Consider the following 23,807-nt stretch of genomic DNA (forward strand, 5'->3'; position numbering starts at 1 on the left):
TCGGTGGTTTCGGATATAGCATGAGCTCGACCTTGCTCGAGCTGCGATATCCGGGGCCTTTGGTGAGTTGGAGCGCGAAAGCCGTCGCCGGCGCGGCCGATCGGGCGAGGGGCGTCATACGCCCCGCCTTTTCGGCCGCTTTCGCGTCGCTCGCCGACGCCGCCCGCGCCGCGCTGGAAGAAGAAATCGCGCTGCGGCGGCCGTTTCTGTGGCTGCCGGTGGCGTCCGGCGCCGGCGTCCTTCTCTATTTCGTGGCCGATCGCGAGCCCTCGCTCGCCTTCTCTGCGGCGGGCCTCGCCATTCTGGCGGCGCTCGCCATCCTTCTGCGCGCGCATAGGGCGGGCGCTCTGCTTCTCCTGCTCGCCTGCCTCTCGGGCGGCTTCTTCGCCGCCGTCTGGCGCGCCGCGCGCGTCGATGCGCCAATCGTCTCACGCGCCGGGGTCGGCTTTCTCACCGGCTTCGTCGAGGAGCTGGACCCGCGCCCCAATGGCGCGCGCTTCATTCTGCGCCTCGCCAGCGCGGAAGGATTGCCCAATGACGTCGCGCCGTTTCGCGTGCGGCTGACCACGCGGGGCGAGGCGAAATTTTCGGCCGGCGATTTTATCGCGCTGAAGGCGCGCGTGCTGCCGCCGGCCCATGCCGCTCTGCCGGGCGGCTATGATTTCTCGCGCGACGCTTATTTCGCCGGGCTAGGGGGCGTCGGCAATGCGCTCGGCCGCATCGACGTCATGCCGCCGCCTGATCCCGCGTCAATGTCGCTGCGCTTCTTCGCGGCCGTCGATCGGCTGCGCAATGCGCTGGCGGCGCGGGTCTATCGCGCGCTCGGCGGCGACACCGGCGCCATCGCCGCCGCAATGGTGACGGGCAAGCGCGATTTTCTGAGCGAGGAGGCGAAAGAGCTGATCCGCCGCGCCGGCATATTCCACATCATCACAATATCCGGCGTGCAGATGACGCTCGTCGCCGGCATTTTCTTCGTCGGGCTGCGTCGGCTGCTGGCGCTCTCGCGCACGCTGGCGCTGAATTATCCCATAAAGAAATGGGCGGCCGGCGTCGCCATCGTCGGCGCCGTTCTCTACGACATAGGCACGGGCTCGCGCGTCGGCACGGAGCGCGCGCTCATCATGACGACGATTATGCTGATCGCCGTGCTCTTCGATCGGCCGTCGCTGTCCATGCGCAATCTGGCGCTGGCAGTTTTCTTCATCGTCGCCTTCCAGCCGGAGGCGCTGCTCGGAGCGAGCTTTCAGCTCTCCTTCGCCGCAGTGGCGGCGCTGGTCGCCGTCTATGAGGCGCGCGGCGCGCTCATCGAGCGTCGGCGCGAGCCGCCTGCTTTCGGCCGAACGCCCTCCCGTTTCGCGCGCTGGCGCGAGAATCTGGGCGAGCTATTGCTGCGCGGGCCGGCGGCGCCGATCTTCGCGACGCTCTGCGCCACATCGGCGACAGCCTCCTTCATGGCCGGTGATTTTCACGAATTGAGCCCCTATGTGCTGATCGGCAATCCGCTGACGCTCGCCATCATCGAATTCTTCGCCGTGCCAGGGGCGCTGCTAGGCGCCTTTCTCTATCCTTTTGGCCTTGACGGCCCGGTCTGGCGCTATGTCGGCTTCGGCATCGATCTCGTCACCGCCATAGCGCGGCTCATCGGCGCCGCGCCCGGCGCCAGCCTGCCGGTGAAGAGCTTCGCGCCTTTCGCGATTATTTTCCTGTCGCTCGCGGTTCTGTCGCTCGTGCTGTGGCGGACATGGCTGTTCCGGGCGATGGCTATTCCCTTCGCCATGCTCGGCCTGTTCGGCGCCGCCAGCGGAGAGGGTTTCGATCTCGCCGTGGCGCCCGGCGGCGACGCCGCGGCGCTGCGCCTACCCTCCGGTGAGCTGGCGCTGCTCGGCCGCGGAAAGCTCTCCTTCGTCGGAGAGCAATGGCTGCGCGCCGACGCCGACACAAGAGCGCCGGCCGACGCCCGTGGCGGCGTCTCCTGCGACGATCTCGGCTGCGTGGCCAAGGCGATCGATGGCCGCGCCGTCGCGCTGGTGACGGATCGCAAGGCGCTGATCGAAGATTGCGCCCGCGCGGCGATCGTCATCGCGCCCTTCTACGCGCCCGAAGGCTGCGGCGCGCCTATCCTTCTCGATCGCCGCAAGCTCGCTGAGACCGGCGCGGCGACCCTGCGCTTCGTTGGCGAGCGAGTAGAATGGCGAACTGCCCGCTCGCCGGGCGAGGACCGGCCTTGGTCGCGCGCGCCGAAACAGAAGGCGGCGAGCGCATCGCCTGCCGGCGCCGAGGCGCTCCTCGAGGAGGAGGAGCGGCTGAACTGAGTTAGACTCTCTCGAGCGTCTTGGCGCATTCGGCGATGAAGGGCACGGACTTCCAAGCGTCGTCCATTCTGCCGAGCGATTCGAAGATGATGTCGATCACGCGGGACAGCGACATTTCGCGAGGCGCATATTGGGGCTGCTTGAGCCAGGTGAAGCCGCCCTCGAACCCGAAGCGATGCGCGATTTCGGGATAGACGGGCCATACTTCCGAAATGGCGAGCCTATCGGGTTGCGTGCTGCGCAGCGACTCTGAGCGGGCGAATGCTTCTTCGTCGAGAAAGCGCCCCCTGAGAGCGTTCCGAGTGATGTCGACGAGAACGAAGCTGCGAGGGTGGTGGCAGATATAGAAGAAGTCGCGCTGCGTCTCCCAAAAGTCGAACGCGTCTTCCAGCCGAATGCCATACTTGCCGAATTCTGCGACGACGCGGCTCCGCTCGGACTTGTACAGGTCGAAATAGCCCAGTCTCTCATAGACGTCCTCGCGGAAGAGCGCCTGCGTCTCCTCCGCCGTCTTGCCGATCGCCTTCGCGCCGAGCGCGATCAGAGAGGTCTGTGTGTGCGGCGCGCCCTCGCTGAAAGGACCCCAGAAGCCGTCCAGCATGGCGACGTCTGGATGCAGGCCTCGGAAATTGATTTCGGGAATGATCACGCGCTCGGCGTTCGGATTGAGCACGCTCGCCAGGCGGAGCCCGTCGAGCGGCCAGCCGATATAGAGATCACACTCTTTGAGATATTTCTCGAACTCGGGCTTCTCGCCGGTCTCGAGCCATCGTTCCGCCTCGTTGAACCCAGCGGCCTTGATGGTCCAATCGGGGAACAGCGTCAGGACCACCTCGTAATAGGTGGACGTCGCGCAGTTCGAAACAACGATGACCTTCATCTCAGAACCCTATGTTCGTGCCGTATTTCTCTTCGTCGCAGATGATGCGTCCCGCATAGGACTGGTTCAGCACGCTGCTTTCTGTGGCCGGCTTCGGGGGCGGTGCGACGGGCTCCGGCGTCTGACCGAAATAGGCGGTCTTGAAGACGCGCATGACGTGGGAGACGCCGATTTCGGGCACGGTGCGCTTATTGCTGTCGTAATATTTCCCATCGTTGAAATGGCTGGAAATAATCTCGTAGGACGGGAAATAATAGGCGTTTTCGACAGAGCTCTCGACGCTGCCGCAGACGGCGCGCAGCACTGACTTGCTGTAGACGGTCGCCGACAGCACATGCTCGTCGGTGTAGGTCGCCGTGAGCGGCACGGGCGAGACCGTCAGAATGACGCGCGCGCCCGGATTGATCTTGCGCAGCCCGGCCAGGAACTCTTCGAGATCGGCCTTCACCTCCTCATAGGAATAGCGATGGAAGAGGGCGGCGGCGGCCTGCGGATCATCCGTCGTGACGCCGGGGTGGATGGGCAGAACGAACTGGCCGTCCGGCGTCGTCCAGCCCTCGATGAGTCCCAGCGTGAAGACGAACACGGTGCAATCGGCGAACACACGGCGCACCGCCTCGAGATGCGCGCGCCGCGCGGCGGCGACATCCTCGGGGCTCGCAAAGCCTTCCGTATAGGTCGTCGGACGAAAAGCGTCGACCAAGCGGCCGTCGGGACGCGGCAGGACGAGCGGCGGCAGGCTCAGCTGGCCGGTGGCCTCGAGCAGCAGCTGGCGCAGCTGGGCGACCGTGTAGATATTGCCATAGCGCGCCGAGAACACCGGCTGATCGGCGGGGCTCGCCTCGGTCTGCAGGAAGCGGACGCCCGGCATCGCCTCAATGTAGCGGGACACGTGCTGCGCGAAGCAGCTGCCCGCGGTCGCTATGCGGTCTTCCTCGCCGATGAGGAATTTTTTGTGCGGGATCGGGCTGACATCCTCGGGAGCGAGGTCGGCGACAGCCGTGCGCCAGAATTGGGAAGGCCCCTTCGTCGCATATGGATTGCCCATCGGATCACCTCATGAAAGTCGTGGCGACCCGGTCGTCTCTCGGCGCCGCAATGGCCGACGTTCGAAAGAGATGATAGCAAGGGCCGCCGCTGCGCATCGTCCCGACTTGTGCGGTGCGTTGGGCATATCGACACCGGAGGACGATGGCAAGCCCGCAATCGGGCTCGCCTTTTTTATCCGGATTGTCGCTGGTCGGCCGGGGGAAGGGTCAGTCGCGCGGCTCGCGCCCGCCCGACTGGCTGCGGCGCTCGCTCACCGGCCGCGCAGCGCGGCGCTCGAGGCTCGGCCGGCCTTGCTTGCTGGCGCGCTCCAACGCCGCGAGGCGGCGGCGGATCGGCTCGTCGAGATCGGGGGAGCGGGCGAGGGGGCGGAAGTCGCTCTTCGAATAAGGATAGCGGCTGGCCCCGTGGAAGATTTCGACTCCATGGGTCGTCATCACGGCGTCGCCGCGCCGCAGCGTCGGGTCGAGATAGATCGCCTCGATCGAGCTCTCATTGGTCTGGCCGGCGTGGCAGGAGCATTCCTTGTCCTTCTCGCCCTCGGCCTTGCCCTCGTTCTTGCGCTGCAGGGCGGCCATCAGCCGCGCATAGGTCGCGCCGCCGCGCGCCGCCACCGCGTCCTCCATCTTGTCGGTGCCGCCGCGCATCACATAGAGCGTCGTGCGCGCGCCGGGGCAGAGGCGCCCGCAGGCGCGCTGATGGCTCGCCGTGTCATTGGCGCTCGAATAGAGGCCGACGGGGAAGAAATAGCCGTCGCATTCGCGCACGCAGTAGGAGCGTCCGCCGGCCGCGGTCTCCGTATAGACGGAGCGCTCCGGCTCGCCGCCGCGGGAGGCTCTGGGCTGCTCGCCCCGGCGGTCTCGCGGGACATAGGCGCGGCGCTCCTGCTGGGCGACGCCATGGCGCCGGGCGTGGCCGTGGCGGCGATAGCTCTGATAGCCGCCCGCGCCGCCATAATCCGAATAGCCGCCGCCTCCGCCGCCGAACAATTGCTGGAAGAAATCCTGGGCCAATGCGGAAGAAGGCTCGAGCGTCGCGATCACCAGGCCCAAGACCAAGCCGCCGAGAGCGGCGAGGCGACGTCGGGAGCATCCCCGATCGCCGCTTTTACGCGAAGACATGACGCGGCACCCGTTTTGAGGCAACTCCCCCTTACATGGAGCGTGATCGCAAGAGACAAGCCGTCCGGTCCTCGGTATCTCGCCGTCTCTGCCTCAGGCGTCTTGCGCGGCGCGTCGCGACGCCGCGACCAGGGCCGCGATCAGCGCCTCGGTGCGGAAGGGTTTTTCGACGATCGGGCGCGTGGCGTGGGCCGAGGGCAGAGCCGAGCGGCCATAGCCGGTCGTGAAGACGAAAGGAACGCCCATTGCGGCGAGGCGGTCGGCGACCGGCTCGACGCTCTCGGCGCCGATGCACAGGTCCAGCAGAGCGACGTCGAATTGCGCGCTGGCGATGTTCCGCAATGCGACGGCGACGGTCTGGGCCGAGGCCACGACGCGGAAGCCATGCTCGGCGAGCGTCTCCTCGAGCGCGAGCGCGATCAGCGGCTCATCCTCGACGACGAGCACGCGTCGACCGAGCGCCGCCTCCGCGCTCCATTGTTCCATCTTCCCCATCTCGCCCCCACGCTCGCGAGGGTGAGGTCGATTCCGGCCTCCTGTCCAGAGCGGGAAAGCGCGGGCTGCTACCTCGCCCGCAGCGCGGCGAGCGCCCAGACCGCCAGCGCCAGCCAGCTTCCGATCGTCAGCGAGCCGCCGATGGGCGCCGCATAAGGAAACAGCCGATCGCCGGTGAAGCTGCGGGCGGCGAGGTCGCCGGAAAACAGCGCGACGCCCGCGATGAGGGCGAAGCTCGCGCCGCCGAGCCAGCGCGCGAGCGGCGGCTTTGCCGCCAGCAGCGCGCCGAGGCCGAGCGCCGCCGCCGCATGGATCATCAGGAAGCGGCTCGCCGTCTCGAGATTGGCGGCGTTGGAAATATGCGCGCTCGCGGCCGCGAGCGCGACGCCCGCCGCGCCCGAGAGCGCAGCGAGAAAGACGATGAGAAGGCTCGGGCGCTGCATGAACTTCGCGATCTAAATACAAGCAGAATAACGATAATTCTGCTCATGTTGATGTGATGGATCAGGTTCGGGCGCTCCGGGGAATCGCATCCGCGCGCGTCGGCGAAGGCCAGGATAGGCCTCGCTGGCGCATGGATCAATCGGATGGTTTTCGCGGGGATGAGAGCGAGCCTCGAGGGCTCGCGTTTCGGGGCGGGGAGAAAAGAGCGAAAGCCTCGCGCGGCGAGGCTCCCCTCAATAAGCGTTTTCGGTCTTCAGCAGCGCGATCGGCGTGAGCGCGAGAATGTACATATCCAGCAGGATCGACCAGTTCTCTATGTAATAGAGATCGCATTCGACGCGCTTCTGGATCTTCTCCGGCGTGTCGGTCTCGCCGCGCCAGCCATTGATCTGCGCCCAGCCGGTGAGGCCGGGCTTGACGCGGTGGCGGGCGAAATAGCCGTCGACCACCTCGTCATAGAGATGCTCGGCGGCGCGCGCATGCATGGCGTGGGGGCGGGGGCCGACCAGCGAAAGATTGCCCTGGAACACGACATTGAACAGCTGCGGCAGCTCGTCCAGCGAGGTTTTGCGGATGAAGCGGCCGACGCGGGTCACGCGCGGATCGCCCTTGGTGACGAGCTTGGCTGCGGCGGGATCGAGCTTGTCCGCATACATGGAGCGGAATTTATAGACCTCGATCTTCTCATTGTTGAAGCCGTAGCGCGTCTGACGGAACAGCACCGGGCCGCGCGAGTCGAGCTTGATCGCCAGCGCCACCGCCGCCATCACCGGCGCGAAGAGCAGAAGGCAGAACGCGCCGACGATTTTGTCGAAGGCGGATTTGATCAGCACGTCCCAATCGGCGATCGGCTTGTCGAAGACGTCGAGAACCGGAACATTGCCGATGTAGGAATAGGAGCGCGGGCGAAAGCGCAGCTTATTGGTATGCGCCGCGAGCCGAATGTCGATCGGCAGCACCCAGAGCTTGCGCAGCATTTGCAGAAGGCGCGTCTCGGCCGAGATGGGCAGGGTGAAGATCACGAGATCGAGCCGCGTGTGGCGCGCGAATTCGACGAGATCGTCGATCGTGCCGAGCTTGGGATAGCCGGCGACGACATCCGGCGAGCGATCGTCGCGGCGATCGTCGAACACGCCCAATATGCGCAGATCGCTGTCCTGCTGCGAGGCGGCGAGCGCGCGTAGCACGGGCTCGGCCGCCGGGCCGCCGCCCACGACGACGGTGCGACGGTCGAGCTTGCCCTGCTGCGTCAGCGAGCGCACCACGGCGGCGACGGCGAAGCGCTCCGCCGCCAGCACGCCGAGCCCGCCGGCGTACCAGCCGAGCAGCCAGACGCGCGACAGGGCGTTGTCGAGCTTCAGGAAGAAGATCGCCGCGAGCGCCGCGAGAAAGACCAGAGTCCAGCCGCCGGCCAGCTTGAGCCCATGGCCGATGGGCGTGCGAAAGGCGGCGGGCGTGTAGAGATCGAGCGCCTGCCACGCGACGACCGCGAGCAGCGCCATTCCTGGTATGACGATGAAATATTCGACGCCATAGCCATAGCCGGGCGCGACATGCAGCCGATGCACAGCGAAGCCGGCCGCCGTTATCAGCGCGAATTCGAGGATACGGACGAGGCCCGCCAGCACGACCGGCGAATAGGCGGGAATCGGCCGCGCATCGGCGGAGATTTCCGCCAGCCGCGAGGCGACGCGACTATCATCATTGGCCGGCGCGGCCGCTTTGATGTCGCGTAGGGCGAAAGCACACATGACGTTACTCCACTCATCAGGCTCGCTGCGGCAGAACGGCCTCCGCGGCGCGGCGATGTCCGGCGGCCTCCAGCGCATCGCGATATCCACGCAGCACGGCCTCGACCATTGCAGTCAAAGAGAAATTTTCTGCTACTCGTTCAGCGAGCTGGCCGGCGGCGCGGCGCCGCGCCTCCTCATCCATGCCGCTGGCGGCGATCATCGCGCGCGCGAGCGCCGCCGGATCGTCGCTTTCGACGAGACGATTCGCGTGCTCGCCGAAAATCTCTGGAATGCCGCCGACATTGGTGGCGATGAGCGGCATGCGCGCGGCGATGGCCTCGAGCACGATATACGGAAGTGACTCGGCCCGGCTCGGCACCACCAATATGCGCCCCAGTCGCAGCGCCTCGCGCGCCGGCATGGGCGGCGCGAAAGAGAGACGCTCGCTCATCCCGAGCCTTTCGGCGCAAGCGCGCAGAGCCGCTTCGTCCGGCCCGGAGCCGACGAGCGCGAGCCGCGGCGCTTCGCCGGTCGCGTCGCGAATGAGCGACAGCGCCTCGATCAGCGTGTCCACGCCTTTGAAGCGGCGCCATTCGCCGACATAGAGAAAATCGGCGGCGTCGGGGATCGGCGTGAGCGGCTCGAACTCCTCTGGCCGCAGCCCATTGGGCACGACGCGCGTCACAGAGCCGGAGAAGCCGATCGCTCTGGCGAAGCGCTCTTGCGCATAGGCGCTCTCGAAGGGGATGAAATCGGTCACGCGCTCCAGCGCTTTCTCCACCGAGAGATAGAGACGATTGACGAGCGCGTCCGGATCGTAATGGAGGCTGCCGCCATGCGGCGTGTAGACGCGAACATGCGGATGCGGCAGCGTCGGAAACATCGGCAGCAGCGCCGGCAGGCGCGCATAGAGCCCGCCCTTGGCGCCATGGCCGTGCACGACATCGGGCGAGAGCCGCTTCAGCGCCGTGGCGATGCGAAAGGCGACGATCGGATCGCTCCAGCTCGGCAGTCGGCGCATGCACAAGCGCGTGACGCCGAGCTCCAGCGAAGGCTCGAGCATTCGCAGCGTCGCCTCCGCGCGCTCGCCGCCGGTGGAGGAATCGGCGATGAGGCCGACAGCATGTCCGCGCGCCGCCTGGGCGCAGGCGAGATCGACGACATGACGAAAGAGTCCGCCGATCGGCGCGCGCATCACATGCACGATGCGCAGCCGTCCGGGGCTCTCGTCGTCGCTCGTCTGGCTCTGCCGATTCTCGCGCATCTTTCTTCTTAGAAAATCCGTTCGCGAACGGTGATCGTGTCTCCCGGCCGGACCGCCTGCAGCAAAGGCACGCGGCCGGTGACCGGAACGCCGCCGCCGTAGTCGCGCGTCAGATCGACCTCGCCTTGATAGCCGCGCGGGCTGAAGCCGCCGGCTATGGCGATCGCCTTCTGCACGGTGAGACCCTCGACGAACGGATATTGTCCAGCGCTCATCACTTCTCCGAGCACGAAGAAGGGACGATACGCCTCGACTTCCACCGAGACGCGAGGATCGCGGACGAATCCGTTGCGCAAACGTGCGGCGATTTCATGTTGCAGCGCCTGGGTCGTGAGGCCGGCCGCCGGAACGATGCCGATGAGCGGCATCGAAATATGGCCGGAGCCGTCGACCGTGTAGCTGTTGGAGATCGCGTCCTGGCCGAAGACGATCACGCGCAGCCGATCGCCGGCCGCGAGCGTGTAGGGCTCCTCGGTCGAGGAGGTCAAAAGCTCTGGAATATAGGCGCCCGGCAGGGCGCATCCCGACAATGTCGCGCACATCATCAGCCAGAACAGGAGAAAGCCATATCTCGGCATTTAGAATCTCGGGCTCGAGGAACAGCTTAAGAACGTGTCCCGGCGGAAATTTTTAACGGCTCATGGTTAACAAAGCCTGATCGTCGCGGGTCGCGGCGTCGCCTCTTCTATGGCGCCGTCTCGCCGCGGTTAACCCCGCGGAAACCATAATCTCGGTACAAGGTCCATGCGCCAAATGGAGTTCGCGAGATGAGTTTCGGCCACCCTCACGATGACGCGGGGAGCCCCCGGGGCGAGATGGGACGTGAGATGTCGCGCGAGATTTCGCATGGGGATGTCTCGACCGGCGAGATCGATCTCGGGCAGATCGCCGGCGCCTTGTCACGGCGTCGACGCATCGTCATCGGCGTGACGCTCGCCGCTTTTCTCGGCGCGCTGGCTTTCGTCAATATCGTCAAGCCGCGCTACACGGCCGAGGCGCGCGTGCTGCTCGAGAATCAAGAGAGCTATCTGACGCGCGCCGATAAGGAGCGCGCCGACCCCGCCGCAGCGCCCGACGCCGAGGCCGTGCAGAGCCAGATTCAAATGCTCACCTCGCGCGATCTCGCGCGGCGCGTGCTGAAATCGCTCGATCTGCAGGGCAATTCCGAATTCGATCCGATCGCCAATGGCCTCGGGCTCGGCACGAAGATCGGCGTGATGCTGGGGCTGACGCGCGATCCCTCCAAGCTCGCGCCGGAAGAGCGCATGCTGGACGCCTATTTCGACAAGCTGCTCGTGCTCTCGCCGACGAAAACGCGCGTGCTGCAGATCGAATTCTCCGCGCGCGATCCCGATCTCGCGGCGCGCGCCGCCAACGCCATCGCCTCCTTCTATATCGACATTCAGCGCGAGGCGAAGCGCGAGAACGCCCGCGACGCCGCGCAATCGCTGAGTCCGTTGGTCGCCGATCTGCGCGAGCGGCTCGCCAGGGCCGAGGCCAAGGTGGAGGCGTTCCGCTCGCGCTCCGGCCTCTTCGCCGGCACGAATAATATGACGATCGCCACGCAGCAGCTCGGCGATCTCGCCAATCAGCTCTCCATCTCGCGCACCGCGCAGGCCGACGCCGAGGCAAAAGCCCGGCTGGTGCGCGACATGCTGCGGCAAAATCGCGTCGGCGAGATTCCCGACGTCGCCAATAATGAGATGATCCGCCGAATCGGCGAGCAGCGCGTGTCGCTGCGCGCTCAGCTCGCGCTCGAATCGCGCACGCTGCTGCCCGGCCATCCGCGCATAAAGGAGCTGCAGGCGCAGCTCGCCGATCTCGAAGCCGATTGGCGCCGCGCCGCCGAGCGCACGGCGCGCACATTGGAGAATGAGGCGCATATCGCCTCCGCCCGCGTCGAAAATCTCGCGCGTGCGATGGATGAGCAGAAGCGCGTCGCCGGCGCCGCGGGCGCGGATGAGGTGCAGCTGCGCGAGCTCGAGCGCGCCGCGCGCGTGCTCAAGGATCAGCTCGAGGCGGATTCGGCCAAATATCAGGAGGCGCTGGCGCGCGACGGGCCGAAGGCCTCGCCAGCCGATGCCCGCGTCATTCAGCGCGCCGTCGCTCCGCCCATTCCGTCCTTCCCGAAGAAGGTTCCGATCACCGCCTTTGCGACGATCGCCGCTTTCGTTCTCTCCGCCGGATCGATCATCGCGATCGAGCTGCTGAGCGGCCGCGCGCGCGTGCGCGGCACGGCGCCGCTTCCGGCTCCGCGCCTCGAGGAACGCGAGGAAGAGGAGCTGGAGACGCCGCCGAAGGCTCGCATCGCCGCCGCCAATCGGCGCGAGCCGATCTTCGTGGAGCCTGAAGACGAAGAGGAGGAGGCGCCGCCTCCGCCGATGGCGAGCCTCGCCGCCGAGTCGCGGACGCGTCTGTCGCCGGCGCGCACGCCCAAGCTCGAGAGCAGATCGACGACGCGCGCCTATCGATCCAGCGTTGTCGGAAAGATCGATGCGGCGCGCATGGCGACGCTCTCGGTAAAGGTTCTGATGGTCGGCTGCGCCGACGCCGAGCATAGTTTCGACAGCGCGGTGACATTGTCGCGCGCGCTCGCGCGGCGTGGTCTCGCCATCATTGTCGCTGCCGATGCGCAGGAGCGCGGCGAGCTCTATGATCGCCTGATCCCCGATGTGGATCGCGCCCGGCCGCTCGGCCTCGCGGATCTCTCGAGCGGCGCCGCGACCTTCGCCGAGGCCATTCATCGCGACGCGGATTCGCGTCTGCATGTGATGCCGGGCGGCCGCGCCGCGGCGGAATATGATCAGGACGCCGAGCCTGTGTTGGAAGCGTTGGCGCAGACCTATGATTTCATCGTCTTCGCCACGCGCGATTATGATCGCGCCATGTTCCTCGCGCCATCCTTCGATATCGTTCTGGTGAGCGGCTCCGAGCGCGCGGCCGAGGCGGTCATAGACGAGCTGGCGCAGGCCGGCGTGCGTGACGCCTTCCTGCTCGAGGATGAGACGGCTCCCGCCGACGCTTCCGCCGCGTAAAATCAGCGCGCGAGGCGGCGCAGCTCGGTGAGCGTGGCGAGGAGACGCGGGTTCTGCTTCACCGCGCGCTTGGCGCGCGTGAGCGCGGAAAGCACGGGCGCCGCGAGCGCGCCGAGCGGCGTCGCCGGAACGAGCGTGTCGACGAGCGCGATCGTCTCGTCGCAGACAGCGTTCTTATAGCGCGCCTCGCCGACGCCGAGATCGAAGCGTGCGACGCCGCGCGCGAGCAGATCGCGCAGCAGCGAATGCAGCAGCAGATCGCCGGGCGAGGAGCGCGCGATCTCTTCCTCCGCCACAAAGGAGTTGAGCATCGCCGAAAAGCGTCCACGATGGATGAAGCCCGCATAGGTCGCGATGATGCGTCCATCCAGCGTCAGCGCATGGACATCGAGCGCGCCGCCACACAGGCCGAGCACGAAATCGCGCATGGCGCCGCTCGCAAAGGAGGGATCTTGCAAGCGTTCGGCCTTTTGCGCGAGCAGCGCCTCGAGAATTTCTCTCGCCCGCGCGCCCGTCGCGCAATGCTCGAAGACGAGCGCGCCCATCTTCTCGAGCCGCGCCTGCTTCTTGCGCAGCTTCTTGCGCGCGTCGGCGGAGAAGCGCGCATCGAGCTCGCTCGCCGTCGCGGGAAGGCTCGTTCCATAGGCGAAGCTCGGGCTCGCGCTCGAGCCGGGCAGGGCGAGCGGATTGGCGACGCCTTCGAAAGCCTGCGGCTGATTGCCGAGACGATAGAGATCGACGCCGCCCGCGCGCGCGGCGCGGCGCAGCAGCGTGCGAAGCGCGGCGGCGTCGAGACGCGCATCCGCGGCGAAGAGGCCGAGATTGAAATTGCTCTCCTTGCCACCGAGAAATTGCGCGATCCGCAAAGGGCCGAGACGCGACGTCGCCAGCGCGAGCAGCGCGAGAGGGCGTGCGCCCTCGCCATGACGCACGCCCTCGCTATGTCGCGCGACCACGATCATAGGCGTGAGGCCGCGCGTGCGTCCGAATGTCTCGAACCAATCGAGCGCGAAGCCGAAAGATTGATAGGCGCTCGCCGGCGCATTGGCGAACAGAACCTCCCAATCCGCGCGCGCCGCCTCGAAGGAGGAGAAGACGTCGAGCGAGATTTCATCCACGGAGGTCTCCGGTCGCGACAGCTCCATGAGGCTTTCTTCTCTGAAATTCTCTGTTCTTGCGTTAACCATATCGTCGCCGCATTGCTGATGTTTTCGCTTCTTCGCGACACTAGCAAGGAAAGGTCAACGAGACCTCGAGATGGTGCGGCAGAAAAAGAAATGCGCGGGGAGGCGCGGCGGCTGTGACGAAATGGCGTCGAATGGCCATAGAGGCGGGCATGGAGTTCTTCCGCGCGAGCGGCGCGCACCGCCTCGCCGAGCCCTACACGCGCGGGCTGGGCGCGATATTGATGTTCCATCGCGTGCGGCCACGGCTCGAGCAGGCTTTCGAGCCCAATCAGCCGCTGGAGATCACGCCGGAATTTTTGAACGCGCTGATCGCGCGGCTGCGTCAGCGCGGCGTCGAGATCGTCTCGCTGGAGACGGCGCTCGCGCGGCTGCGCGCCGGCGAGGCGGGAGCGCCCTTCGCCGTTCTCACCTTCGACGACGGCTATCGCGATTTCGTCGAGCATGCGCTGCCGGTGCTGGAGCGCCATAACGCGCCATTCACGCTCTATCTCACCGCGGGCTATGCCGACGCTTCCGCGCGGCTGTGGTGGGTTGAGCTGGAGGAGGCGATCCGACGCCTCGATCGTCTCGACGTCATCGCCGGCGGCAAGCGTATCTGTTGCGCGGCGGCGACGGCGGCGCAGAAGCGCCTCGCCTTCGCCGAGGTCTATGCGCAGCTGCGCGCCGGCGACGAGGCGGAGCTGCTGCGCGTCGTCACCGCTCTCTCCGCCGAGGCGCGGATCGAGCCTCACGCGCTCACGCGGCGTCTGTGCCTCGGATGGAACGAGCTGCGCGCGCTGTCCGCTCATGCGCTGGCGACGATCGGCGCGCATTCGGTGACGCATGCGCGATTGGCCAAGGTGGATTGCGCGGCCGCGATCTATGAGATGGCGGAGAGCCGGCTGCGGATAGAGTCCGAGCTGCAACGGCCGGTCCCGCATTTCTGCTATCCGGTCGGCGATCCGACCTCGGCGGCGCGACGAGAATTCGAGCTGGCGGCGCGGCTCGGCTTCGCCAGCGCTGTGACGACGCGTCCGGGCATGATTTTTCCGGAGCATCGCGAGCATCTCATGGCGTTGCCGCGGCTCTCGGTGAATGGGCGGCATCAGTCGCTCGCCGCGCTGGACATTCTCCTGTCCGGCGCGCCATTCGTTTTGATGAACGCAGGCCGCCGCGTGACGGCGGCCTGATCTGCGCTTACCTACGCTGTCCCTCGTCAGGCCAGGCCGAGACGCTGCGTGAAGCTGCGCCACAACTCGCCGAGCGATTTCTTCTCCGCGACGGAACGTGCGCGAGCGGCGACGGCGCCGGGCGTGATCGCGCCGGAATAATTGCAATCGCAGAAAATGTGATGCGCCTCGCGCATGGAGAGCTGGAAAAAGTCGATCGCATCGCCGAGCTTGTCGCCTTTCAAGCCGTCCTCGCGAAAGGCGGCGTCGCGAAAGGCGATCGACAAGGGCGACTCGTCCTGGCGAAGCTTCACGCGCTCCTTCACGGGCACATATTCCATCATCGAGAAGAGGCGGATGCGTCCGACATGCGCTTCGATGAGAGTGGCGAGCCGCTCCAAGCGCGCGCGACGCAGCGACGCCTGCTCACGCTTCGCCTCGACAGGCTCGACGCCTGCAAGTTTCGTTATTTCTTCGAGAGTTCTGTATTTCATCACGCCCTCCGTCGCCAATGGGGTCTTTCGCCCGACAAAACAAATCCCCGACTCGACTGAACACATTCGACGAAGATTGGTTCCTGCGGCTTTCCGCTGTCGGCGCCGATATGGCGACGCTCGCGTCGACGGGCGCGATCGTCGCTCTTGCCGGCTCGGACAGCGCGACTAGATGCTTCGCGGGGTTGCAGGACGGGCTGCAGGAACGGAGATCCTCATGTCCATGACCTTCCGAGAGGCGACAGCGCAAGAAAACGCCGCAGTCTATGGCGGCCTCGTCGATGCGGTGGGAGGCATCGCAACGATTGTCCTCGCCGTGTGTGGGCTCGCCGGAGTCAATCCGCCGCTCATGGCCGGCATAGCGACGATCGTGTTCGGCGTCGCTCTGCTCATTCAAGGCGGCGCGATGCTGTCGGAATATGCGCAGATCATTTTCCCAGCGGGCGCGAAGACTGCGAATTTCGAGCATTTCGGAGGCGGCAGCCTCTCGGCCGTCTTCCTCGTGGGAGCGGCGGGAATTGTGCTCGGCGTTCTCTCATTGCTCGGCATCAATTCCGGCGTGCTGACTCCGATCGCGACGATTGCTTTCGGCACGGCGCTCGTGCTCAGCAGCAACGCCGTGTGGCATCTCTACACGCTGCGTCATGCGCAGGCGAAGAGCGAGGCCGTGCAGTCGCAGAATGTCGGCGGTGAGTTTCTGGCGAGCGAGATGGCCTCTGGCTCGGCGGGCATTCAGGCGCTGGCCGGTTTGGCCGCGATCGTGCTGGGCGTTCTCGCGGTCGCGGGAAACACCAATGATCTCGTGCTCAATCTCGTGGCTCTGCTGGCGCTCGGCGCGACGGTCGTGCTCACCGGCAGCACGCTGAGCGCGACGGTGCTGAGCTTCATGCGTCCGTGGTCGTCGTCGCAGTCCTGATCCGGCCGCTCGTCTCTCGGAGCCGTGACGAAGCACGGCTCCGGGGGTCGTCGTGGGCATGACGAAGCGCGCTGCGTCAGCGCGTCGGTGGATCCTGCGACAGGCTGTCCGCCTGCGTGTCGAAGAGATGCAGAAAGGCGTTCTTGTCGGCGCGCAGCTTGCGCAAATGCACGAAAGCGAGCTGCGCCAGCCGGCGGTCGCCGAGCATTGTCAGCACGATGAGCGAGCGGCGCCGATCGAGAGGATCGCTCTTACGCTTGACGAGCTTGGCTTGCTCGAGACGCGAGACCAGCTCCGCGGCGCTGTGATCGCGGATCAGCAATTGCTCGGCGAGCTCGCCGACGCTGATATGCGCCCCCTCGCGAAACGTCTTGATGGCGAGCAGCGCCTGATAGCGCTGCATGGTGAGGCCGACATCCGCGGCCGCCTGCTCGCTGAAGGCGAGAAATTGCCGTAGCGCATAGCGGAAATCGGCGAGCGCGCGAAGCTCCTCCTCGGAGGGGCGGCCGTCGTCATCGGCTTCCTGAGGGCGGCTCTCGAGCGCCGTCGACATTTTTCTCATTCTCCTCGGATTCGCTGCCCGCGATCTTCGGCCAAGCGCCCATGATGGCCTTCGCCCCGCGCGGGGTCAAGGCGTTCCGCCCGGGACCGTCGCGGCCAGGCGGCGCAGCGGGCGCGCGCGCTTGCATTTATATCGCTATACGATCTATATTCATCGTGTCACGATGAGCAGCCGATGCGGCGGCGGCGCTCGGGGAAAAGCGCGCCCCTTTAAAGACGCGCGATCGGGAGAGAGACATGATCGTTCGATTTTTTGCCGCCGCGATTTTCGTCGGCATGGCGACGCAGGCGCAGGCGCATGGCGGCGTCAGCATCGACGAAGGCCAATGCAAGATGAAGATCGGACCCGATCAGATGAATTTCACTGGCTATCAGCCGCTGAAATCGCGCGAGCAATTCTGCGACGACATTCCCGATGTCGGCCCGACCATCATCGTGCTCGACGCTGTGCAGGATGAGCTGCGCGACATGAATTTGGAGATCCGCATTCTGCGCGACGTCGGTCAGGCGAGCGACGACGAGAACCTCGAGAAGAACACAGAGACCTATGTGCCGGCGAAGAAATATCGCACCGGCACGCTCAACTTCGAATACGACTTCAAGAACAAGGGAAAGTTCATCGGCCTGGTGAAGGCGAAGACCGACGACGGGACGAAAGAATATGTCTCGCGCTTTCCCTTCTCCGTCGGCGAGACCGAGAGCCGCAACATCACCATCGCGACATTTTTTGCGGCGCTGGGACTGGTCGGATTCGGACTCTGGTACAAAAACTCTTTCAAGGCGAAGCCGCCGCGAGCGTGATCGCGGCGGCTTCTTTCGTCATTGTGCGCGACGCCGCGATCCTGCGGCGCGCCGAAAGGGAGGCGGGCATGTCTATCGATCGACGGCGCGTTCTGTTTTTGACCGGAGGCGCTGCGCTGGCTGCGAGCGGCCTCTCTCGCGCGAGCGCGCATGAATATGAAAAAGGCGGCATCAAGGTCGAGCATCCTTGGCTGCGCGCGCCACGCGACGGCGAGAGCGACGCCAATCTGTTCATGGTCGTCTATAATCGCGGCGACGCCGCCGATCGTCTCATCGGGGTGAAATCTTCCGAGATCGGCGGCTTCGATCTGCATGTCGCTCCACAATTCGCGGTCGCGGCAGATGCGATCTTCTTTCCCAATGGTTCGAAGGTGACGCTCGCACCCGGCGGCTCCTTCGTCCATCTCTCGGGCATAAAGAAAATCAACCCCGTCGGCTGGGGCTTCGAGCTCACTCTGGTGTTCGAGAAGGCCGGTGATTTGCTCATCGACGCGGCGATCGACGCGCCGGACGCCGCGCATGCGCATGATGCGGAAGCAATGGAGAGATGGGAGAAGGCGCATGAGACGCCACAGGCCGGCGAAGCGCCGGCCGAGGACCATCGTTCGGGCCATGAGGAGCCCAAGGGCCGGGGTGAGGCGCAGCCGGGCGTCGGCGAGCCGCAGCCGGCGCAGCAGTAAGCCCTTTTCCCGACGCTGCTCGAAAAATTAACTTGCGCGCGACGCAATATGTCGCCATTCGATAGGTCAAGCTGCGACCCCTGACGCCTCTGCACGCAGCCAATTCGAAACAACGAGCGGCGGCGTACCAATGGAGAAGAAAATGGCTCTGCAGACCTCTGGGAAGGACATCGTCAAGTCTCTGGCGTGGTTCATCGGCGCGATCGCGCTGATCATCACCTTGGTTCATTTCGCCCCCATCATTTCCCACGGGGGCTGAGCGGGACACTCTCGCTGGCGCTACGCCGGTCGCGATCCGTCAGCGATCACGGCCGGCGTCCTCGCATTCGGCGGCCCACGCGCGCCGAATGCGCATTTGGATTAGCTCGATCGTGCCGCTATTGTCCGCGACCATCACAGGCGAGGTCGCGAGCATATGGTCGAAAGAACGTCGGGCGATGGCCGTATAGAGGCCTTTCTTCTGCACGAGATGAAGGCGGAGATCGACGAGCTCGCGCGCAGCGAGGTCGACGACGTCACCAAGTTCGTCTATGCACGCGCCCGCGAGTTTTATTGGACGGTGACGCGCCTGTTCGGCCTCGGCCGCCTGCATGACGGCGTATGGCGAAAGCCGAGCGACGATAAGGCGAGCGCGTGGCGCACAGCGCTCGTCGGTGATATTCCGCCGCCTGCGATGCAGGCGCGGCTGCTCGTCGATATGACGGCGACACATCGCACCATAGGCCGCACCGGCATTCAGCGTGTCGTTCGCGAGATCGCGCGCGCGATGGTCGAGAGCGGCGCCGGAATTCCCGTCTTCATGGAGGATGGGCGGCTCTTTTCCCATTTCACACATGACAATCTTCCAGACGAGGTGACGCCGGCCGCCGGCGATAAATTTCTGCTGCTCGACGCCGGCTGGCATCTCACGGCGGAATATTCGCGAATGATCGAAATTGTCGCGCAGGCCGGCGGCGAGACGATCGGCTGCCTCTACGATCTCATTCCGATCCTCTATCCCTCCGTGGTGACGAATTCCGCGCATCGGGCCTTTGTGGAATGGTTCGATCTCCTCATTCGCGAGAGTGACGCGATCGTCGGCATCTCCAAGGCGGTCATCGATGATTTCCAGGCCTATGCGCGGGAGCGTGGGCTGCCATGCAAGCGCGGCTTGCGGCTCGGCTGGTGGCCGCTCGGCGCGGATTTTCGCGCGCCCGGCGACGAGACGCCGTCACCGCACGCCGTCGAGGCGGCGGCGGGAGGACAGCCGCTTTTTCTCAGCGTCGGCACGCTGGAGCCGCGCAAAGGCCATGCGGTCGCGCTCGGCGCCTTCGATCGCTGGTGGGAGCAGGGCGCCGATGTCCGCTATGTCATCGTCGGCTCGAAAGGCTGGAATGTGCGCGCGCTCGAGCGGCGTATTCTGGAGCATCCTGAATTCGGCCGTCGCCTGTTCTGGCTGCGCGGCGCGAGCGACTCCGATCTGCGCTATCTCTACGAGCGCACGCATGCGCTCGTGTTTCCCTCCATCGCCGAAGGCTTCGGCCTGCCGCTCGTCGAGGCGGCGCATTTCGGCGCGCGCGCCATAGCGAGCGATATTCCCGTGTTTCGCGAGGTCGGCGGCGACTGGGCGTCCTATTTCGATCCGGGCGACAGCGACGCTCTGCTCGCCCGGTTGAAGGAGGCGCTCACCTCTCCGCCCGCTGCGCCTGCCTGCGACATATTGTCCTGGCGCCGCTCCGCGGAGGCGCTGGCGCGCATTCTGCGCGAGGGGGACTATCCCGCGCGGCTCGCGGAAAACGTCGCCGTGGAGGCGCGCTGAGGCCCTCAGAACGGGTGATATTGGAAGAGCCAGTTCTCCGATAGCACTTCGTTCTTATGCGTGAGGAAGAGCCGCATCTCGACGGGATCATGTCCATCGACGGTGAGATCGAATTGCGCGCGCCAATGTCCCGGCACGCCGTCGAACACAGCTTCCGTGTAGATGTAGGAGAAGCTTCCGCGCGAGGACCAGAGCACCGGCTCCGGCTTCACGCCGAAGGGTAGGCGCGCGAGCGGTCCGCCGAGAAACTCCACCATGAATTTGCGCACGCCTTTGGGGCGCGGCTTGCCGGGCTGGCCGCCATTGCCGAGCCGCGTCGCCACGCAGCGCGCGAGCGGCGTCGGATCGGGCTCGTCGGCGAGCCAATGCAGGCGATATGAGAAGTCGAAAGACGAGCCGGGAACGGCGGGCTTCGCAGGAACCCACATGGCGACGATATTGTCGTGGATCTCGTCGTCGGTCGGAATCTCGACGAGCTGAATCGTTCCCTTGCCCCAATCGCCTTTGGGCTCGATCCACACGCTCGGGCGGCGGTCATAGAAAACGCCGTCGAGATAATGATCGAAATTGCGGTCGCGCTGCAGCAGGCCGAAGCCTTTCGGATTTTCGTCGCCGAAGGCCGAAGCCATCACGCGATCGGGATTGTTGAGCGGGCGCCACAGACGCTCGCCGCGGCCGGTCCACATTGCGAGGCCGTCGGAATCATGCACCTCCGGCCGCCAGTCGACGGCGGTGGGCTTTTTGGTCTCGGAGAACCAATACATGGAGGTGAGCGGCGCTATGCCGAAACGCTCGAAGGAGCCGCGCAAATGCAGCGAGCAATCGACGTCCATCGTAACGCCCTTGCCGCGCTTCGCCAGGATGCGAAACGCGCCGACGATGGAGGGGCCTTCGAGCAGGAGATGCAGCGGCAGCCCGTCTTCTGTCTCCGTGCCGATATAGACATTGGTGAAATCGGGAAACTCCTCCGGCCGGCCGGAGACCCAAGTGTCGAGCGCGACGCCGCGCGCCGACAACCCGTATTGGCGCAATTCGCCGATGGCGCGGAAATAGGACGCGCCGAGAAAAGCGACCCAATCATTCTTGCGCCAGTCGAGCGGGCCGTCCTTGGGCTCTTGAATGCGAAAGCCCGCAAAGCCCGCGCCCGGCGGCAGACGACGGGCGATCGAATCCTCCGGCATGTCGAAATATTTGGGGTTGTAGAGCACCTCGCGCGCTTCGCCGCCTTCCACCGCATAGAAGCGCACGGCCTTTTTGAAGAACATGCCGAGGTGGAAGAATTCGACCGGGAAGCGGCCGGCGCCCGTGGTGAGCGCGTAATTCGTGTCGTAGCTGATCTTGCCCCAGGCCTCGTAGTCGATCTTGGAGGTGATCTCCGGATCGGGCTGGCTCGGCGGCCGGAAGGGCTCCGCTACGCGGCGGCGCGCGGTCTCCTTCAGACGCTCGAAGGAGAAGGGTTCCGCCGGCCCGAGATCGAGACGGCCGGGAATGGGCTGGGCTTCGGCCTCGTCGGCGCCCAATGCGCCGAGCGCGCCTGTAGCCGCCGCAGCCTTGAGAAAGGAGCGGCGATCGGTGTCGTCGATCATGCGGGGAACCTCGCTGGGCGGGGAAGCGCTTGTCGTCGGCCTAGGGTCGAAAAATCAGCGGATAGGCTCGTGGCGGACGGCGGTGCGCATGAAGAAATACAGGCCGACCAAGCCGGCCAGCGCGAAGACGATCTCGAAAATGCGGCTGACGGCCGGATCGAGCTGAAACAGGCCGCCGAGCGCCCAGCCGGCCGCCCAGGAGGTCGCGACCAGCTCCGTGCCGACCAGGATCGCGACTGCGACCAGCGTCGACAAATGCACCAGGTTCAACGGTTTCTTGCTCATCGGGCGAGGGACTCCGGGCTCATCGTCCAGCGGAACCTGCTATACGATCGGCCCGCCCGGCGCAAGTCGGCGCTCGAGCGGCGGCCGAACGCCCCTTGCGATGCGCCGTGCGCCGCTGGTATCCTGTAAATGGGGGCGACGCAGGCGCTTTTTTTGTTTTTTTCGCGCGCTGAAGCAAAGTCGCTGTTATTTCAGGGGCGGTACTATGGGCGGAGTCGTCGAGCGCGTCGTCATTCGACATTTGTCGGGGTCGAAGGCCAATCAGATCGAGCAGCTTCCGATCGGCGATCTGAAAGAGATCACCATCGGCCGCGATCCGACATCGAAAATCGCTTTCGACCCCACCATAGACGGCGTCGTCAGCCGGCAGCACGCCGTCATCCGCATCGAGGGCGAAGGCGACGATCTGAAGTTCGAGCTGATCGACCTCAATTCCAGCAATGGCACTTTCCTCAACGGCCAGCGCATCTCGCAGAACGCGGAGCTGCTGCCCGAGGACAAGATCGAGCTCGGCGGCGCCAAGGGGCCGAAATTCACCTTCGATCTGCAGCCGCGGCCGGCCAGCTTCGCGGCGCGCACGCGCGTCATCGGCATAGATGATTCCGCCGCGACCCGGCTGATCGAGACGGCGCAGACGGCGGCCTCCACCGCCGTCGCCCAGATAAGCTCGACATCGACCCAGGCGCACCCGCACAAGGCCGGCGTCGGCCAGGAGACGGTGCAGCGGCTGATCGTCGAGGAGCGTCGCTCGGTGAGCCGCACCTGGGGCGCCGTGGCGGCGGGACTGCTCGCCTTCATCGCGCTCGGCGGCGGCGCCGTCTATTGGAAGCAGATCAAGGACGACGAGCGCCATCAGGCCGATCTCGCCGATGTGAAGGCCGACGCCAAGCACGCCGATCAGCGTAGCGCCGCGCTGCAGGGCGAGGTGAAGACCAATCTCATCGGCATGACGCCGCTCGACATCTACAACAAATATTCCAACGCCACCGCGCGCGTCGATCTGCGCTGGCGCCTCTTCGACACACAGACGGGCAAGCCGATCTTCCATCAGACCTTCCGGTTCGGAAAGGACACGCTGCCCGCCTATGTGCGCTTGCCCAATGGCAAGGTCGTGCGCTGGCTGACGCTCGAGGACGATCAGCGCTCCAATCTGCAGATCGCCGGCGCCGGGCGGGGCTCCGGCTTCGTCATCAGCGAGCAGGGCTATCTGCTCACCAATAAGCATGTCGCCGCCGGCTGGAAGGTGACCTACGATTCGCCGCGCCTCGGCTATGTGTTCGATCTCGGCGGCGGTCCGGGCGCCAAGAACGCGAAGCTGCGGAAGCCTATCGGGGTCATCGATCTCGAATCCGAGGATTACGCCGATCTCAACATGTGGGTGCCGGAAGCGGGAGGAGTCATTTTCCCGTCGAGCGTCGCCATTCCGATCGGCCGCAACAATATTCCGGACATGACGCGCAATGAGCAGCGCACTTTCGAGGGCCGCAATGAGCAGCTCGAGGTGCGTTTCCCCGGCGCGCGGCTCGGCGTCAACGCCGCGCTGGTGCGCGCTTCGGCGGATTCCGACGCGGCGCTCATCAAGATCGACTCGCCGCAGCTCCTCGAGAAGGTCGAGCTCGCCGACGACGATCAGGTGACGATCGGCGAGAAGGTCATCGTGCTCGGCTATCCCGGCATTTCGGTGGAGAATGTCCAGCGTCAGGTGACGGTGGAGAACGGCCTGACGCGCGTTCAGAACGAGGTCATTCCCGAGGCGACGGTGACGGATGGCATCGTCTCCAAGCTCTCCACCGGCTATAAGGAGAAGGATGGCGTCACGCTGACCAGCGCCGGCGAGCGCATTCAGCTCAGCGTGCTGGCCACGGGCTCCGGCAATAGCGGCGGGCCGGTGTTCAACGCCAATGGCAAGGTCATCGGCCTGTTCACCTACAGCCGCAGCCGCGGCGACGCGCGCGTGACGCTCGCCGTGCCGATCAAATTCGGGCGCGACCTGCTGCGCGCGCAGCGCAACTGATCG

At 65.6% G+C, this 23,807-nt stretch carries 21 protein-coding genes; 8 read left to right on the forward strand and 13 right to left on the reverse strand.

Going from position 1 to position 23,807, the window contains the following annotated elements; genetic code table 11:
• Positions 1-20 precede the first annotated feature (20 nt).
• A complete protein-coding gene (locus EDE12_RS08705) occupies positions 21-2,315 on the forward strand; it encodes a ComEC/Rec2 family competence protein (RefSeq protein ID WP_245275754.1) in 2,295 nt (764 codons plus the stop codon).
• A gap of 1 nt (position 2,316) precedes the next feature.
• On the opposite strand, the gene EDE12_RS08710 is transcribed toward EDE12_RS08705, so the two are convergent.
• From EDE12_RS08710 to EDE12_RS08745, 8 genes are all read right to left on the reverse strand, one after another.
• A complete protein-coding gene (locus tag EDE12_RS08710) occupies positions 2,317-3,195 on the reverse strand; it encodes a WcbI family polysaccharide biosynthesis putative acetyltransferase (protein ID WP_026598540.1) in 879 nt (292 codons plus the stop codon).
• Between the two features lies 1 nt (position 3,196).
• On the reverse strand, positions 3,197-4,243 hold the full coding sequence (locus tag EDE12_RS08715; protein WP_026598541.1) for a GSCFA domain-containing protein: 1,047 nt from the start codon (positions 4,241-4,243) through the stop codon (positions 3,197-3,199).
• Positions 4,244-4,451: 208 nt separating this feature from the next.
• The gene (locus tag EDE12_RS08720; protein ID WP_245275856.1) at positions 4,452-5,285 is read right to left on the reverse strand and encodes a DUF2865 domain-containing protein; all 834 of its coding nucleotides are present in this window, start codon (positions 5,283-5,285) and stop codon (positions 4,452-4,454) included.
• Between the two features lie 171 nt (positions 5,286-5,456).
• Positions 5,457-5,849, reverse strand: coding sequence for a response regulator (locus EDE12_RS08725; protein WP_245267285.1), 393 nt, complete (start codon positions 5,847-5,849; stop codon positions 5,457-5,459).
• 77 nt (positions 5,850-5,926) lie between these two features.
• Entirely contained in the window at positions 5,927-6,301 is a 375-nt protein-coding gene (locus EDE12_RS08730) for a DUF423 domain-containing protein (protein WP_026598543.1), read from the reverse strand.
• A gap of 234 nt (positions 6,302-6,535) precedes the next feature.
• A complete protein-coding gene (locus EDE12_RS08735; protein ID WP_026598544.1) occupies positions 6,536-8,053 on the reverse strand; it encodes an undecaprenyl-phosphate glucose phosphotransferase in 1,518 nt (505 codons plus the stop codon).
• A 16-nt stretch (positions 8,054-8,069) separates the two neighbouring features.
• Positions 8,070-9,299 carry a glycosyltransferase family 4 protein gene (locus EDE12_RS08740; RefSeq protein ID WP_024879842.1) on the reverse strand — a complete coding sequence of 410 codons (1,230 nt, stop codon included), beginning with the start codon at positions 9,297-9,299 and terminating at the stop codon, positions 8,070-8,072.
• 8 nt (positions 9,300-9,307) lie between these two features.
• Positions 9,308-9,877, reverse strand: a complete 570-nt coding sequence (locus EDE12_RS08745; protein WP_024879843.1) for a polysaccharide biosynthesis/export family protein — start codon at positions 9,875-9,877, stop codon at positions 9,308-9,310.
• A 249-nt stretch (positions 9,878-10,126) separates the two neighbouring features.
• Here EDE12_RS08745 and EDE12_RS08750 point away from each other — a divergent pair, with 249 nt between their 5' ends.
• Positions 10,127-12,334, forward strand: coding sequence for an exopolysaccharide transport family protein (locus tag EDE12_RS08750; RefSeq protein ID WP_024879844.1), 2,208 nt, complete (start codon positions 10,127-10,129; stop codon positions 12,332-12,334).
• 2 nt (positions 12,335-12,336) lie between these two features.
• Here the strand turns inward: EDE12_RS08750 and EDE12_RS08755 are convergent, their stop codons facing one another.
• Positions 12,337-13,479: a GNAT family N-acetyltransferase gene (locus EDE12_RS08755; protein ID WP_026598546.1), complete on the reverse strand. Its 1,143-nt coding sequence runs from the start codon at positions 13,477-13,479 to the stop codon at positions 12,337-12,339.
• A 173-nt stretch (positions 13,480-13,652) separates the two neighbouring features.
• Between EDE12_RS08755 and EDE12_RS08760 the strand changes: the two genes are divergently transcribed.
• Positions 13,653-14,690, forward strand: coding sequence for a polysaccharide deacetylase family protein (locus tag EDE12_RS08760; RefSeq protein ID WP_026598547.1), 1,038 nt, complete (start codon positions 13,653-13,655; stop codon positions 14,688-14,690).
• Positions 14,691-14,716: 26 nt separating this feature from the next.
• Here the strand turns inward: EDE12_RS08760 and EDE12_RS08765 are convergent, their stop codons facing one another.
• Complete coding sequence (locus EDE12_RS08765; protein ID WP_245267295.1) at positions 14,717-15,163, reverse strand: hypothetical protein; 447 nt, start codon at positions 15,161-15,163, stop codon at positions 14,717-14,719.
• Between the two features lie 217 nt (positions 15,164-15,380).
• On the opposite strand from EDE12_RS08765, the gene EDE12_RS08770 reads away from it, so the two are divergent.
• Positions 15,381-16,079 (forward strand): hypothetical protein, encoded by a 699-nt coding sequence (locus EDE12_RS08770; RefSeq protein WP_024879849.1) that lies wholly within the window; start codon positions 15,381-15,383, stop codon positions 16,077-16,079.
• A gap of 76 nt (positions 16,080-16,155) precedes the next feature.
• On the opposite strand, the gene EDE12_RS08775 is transcribed toward EDE12_RS08770, so the two are convergent.
• On the reverse strand, positions 16,156-16,632 hold the full coding sequence (locus EDE12_RS08775; protein WP_024879850.1) for a helix-turn-helix domain-containing protein: 477 nt from the start codon (positions 16,630-16,632) through the stop codon (positions 16,156-16,158).
• A 245-nt stretch (positions 16,633-16,877) separates the two neighbouring features.
• Here EDE12_RS08775 and EDE12_RS08780 point away from each other — a divergent pair, with 245 nt between their 5' ends.
• The 3 genes from EDE12_RS08780 (at position 16,878) to EDE12_RS08790 (ending at position 19,919) form a co-directional block, all read left to right on the forward strand.
• Entirely contained in the window at positions 16,878-17,441 is a 564-nt protein-coding gene (locus EDE12_RS08780; RefSeq protein ID WP_024879851.1) for a hypothetical protein, read from the forward strand.
• A gap of 68 nt (positions 17,442-17,509) precedes the next feature.
• On the forward strand, positions 17,510-18,121 hold the full coding sequence (locus EDE12_RS08785) for a copper chaperone PCu(A)C (protein WP_024879852.1): 612 nt from the start codon (positions 17,510-17,512) through the stop codon (positions 18,119-18,121).
• 415 nt (positions 18,122-18,536) lie between these two features.
• Complete coding sequence (locus tag EDE12_RS08790; RefSeq protein WP_026598549.1) at positions 18,537-19,919, forward strand: glycosyltransferase family 1 protein; 1,383 nt, start codon at positions 18,537-18,539, stop codon at positions 19,917-19,919.
• Between the two features lie 5 nt (positions 19,920-19,924).
• Here EDE12_RS08790 and EDE12_RS08795 read toward each other — a convergent pair whose 3' ends face one another.
• Positions 19,925-21,505, reverse strand: coding sequence for a glucan biosynthesis protein D (locus EDE12_RS08795; RefSeq protein WP_024879854.1), 1,581 nt, complete (start codon positions 21,503-21,505; stop codon positions 19,925-19,927).
• A gap of 54 nt (positions 21,506-21,559) precedes the next feature.
• The gene (locus tag EDE12_RS08800; RefSeq protein ID WP_024879855.1) at positions 21,560-21,790 is read right to left on the reverse strand and encodes a hypothetical protein; all 231 of its coding nucleotides are present in this window, start codon (positions 21,788-21,790) and stop codon (positions 21,560-21,562) included.
• A gap of 205 nt (positions 21,791-21,995) precedes the next feature.
• Here EDE12_RS08800 and EDE12_RS08805 point away from each other — a divergent pair, with 205 nt between their 5' ends.
• Complete coding sequence (locus EDE12_RS08805; protein WP_024879856.1) at positions 21,996-23,804, forward strand: trypsin-like peptidase domain-containing protein; 1,809 nt, start codon at positions 21,996-21,998, stop codon at positions 23,802-23,804.
• Positions 23,805-23,807: the final 3 nt, after the last annotated feature.

The sequence above is a fragment of the Methylosinus sp. sav-2 genome (assembly GCF_004366495.1).
Taxonomy (GTDB): domain Bacteria; phylum Pseudomonadota; class Alphaproteobacteria; order Rhizobiales; family Beijerinckiaceae; genus Methylosinus.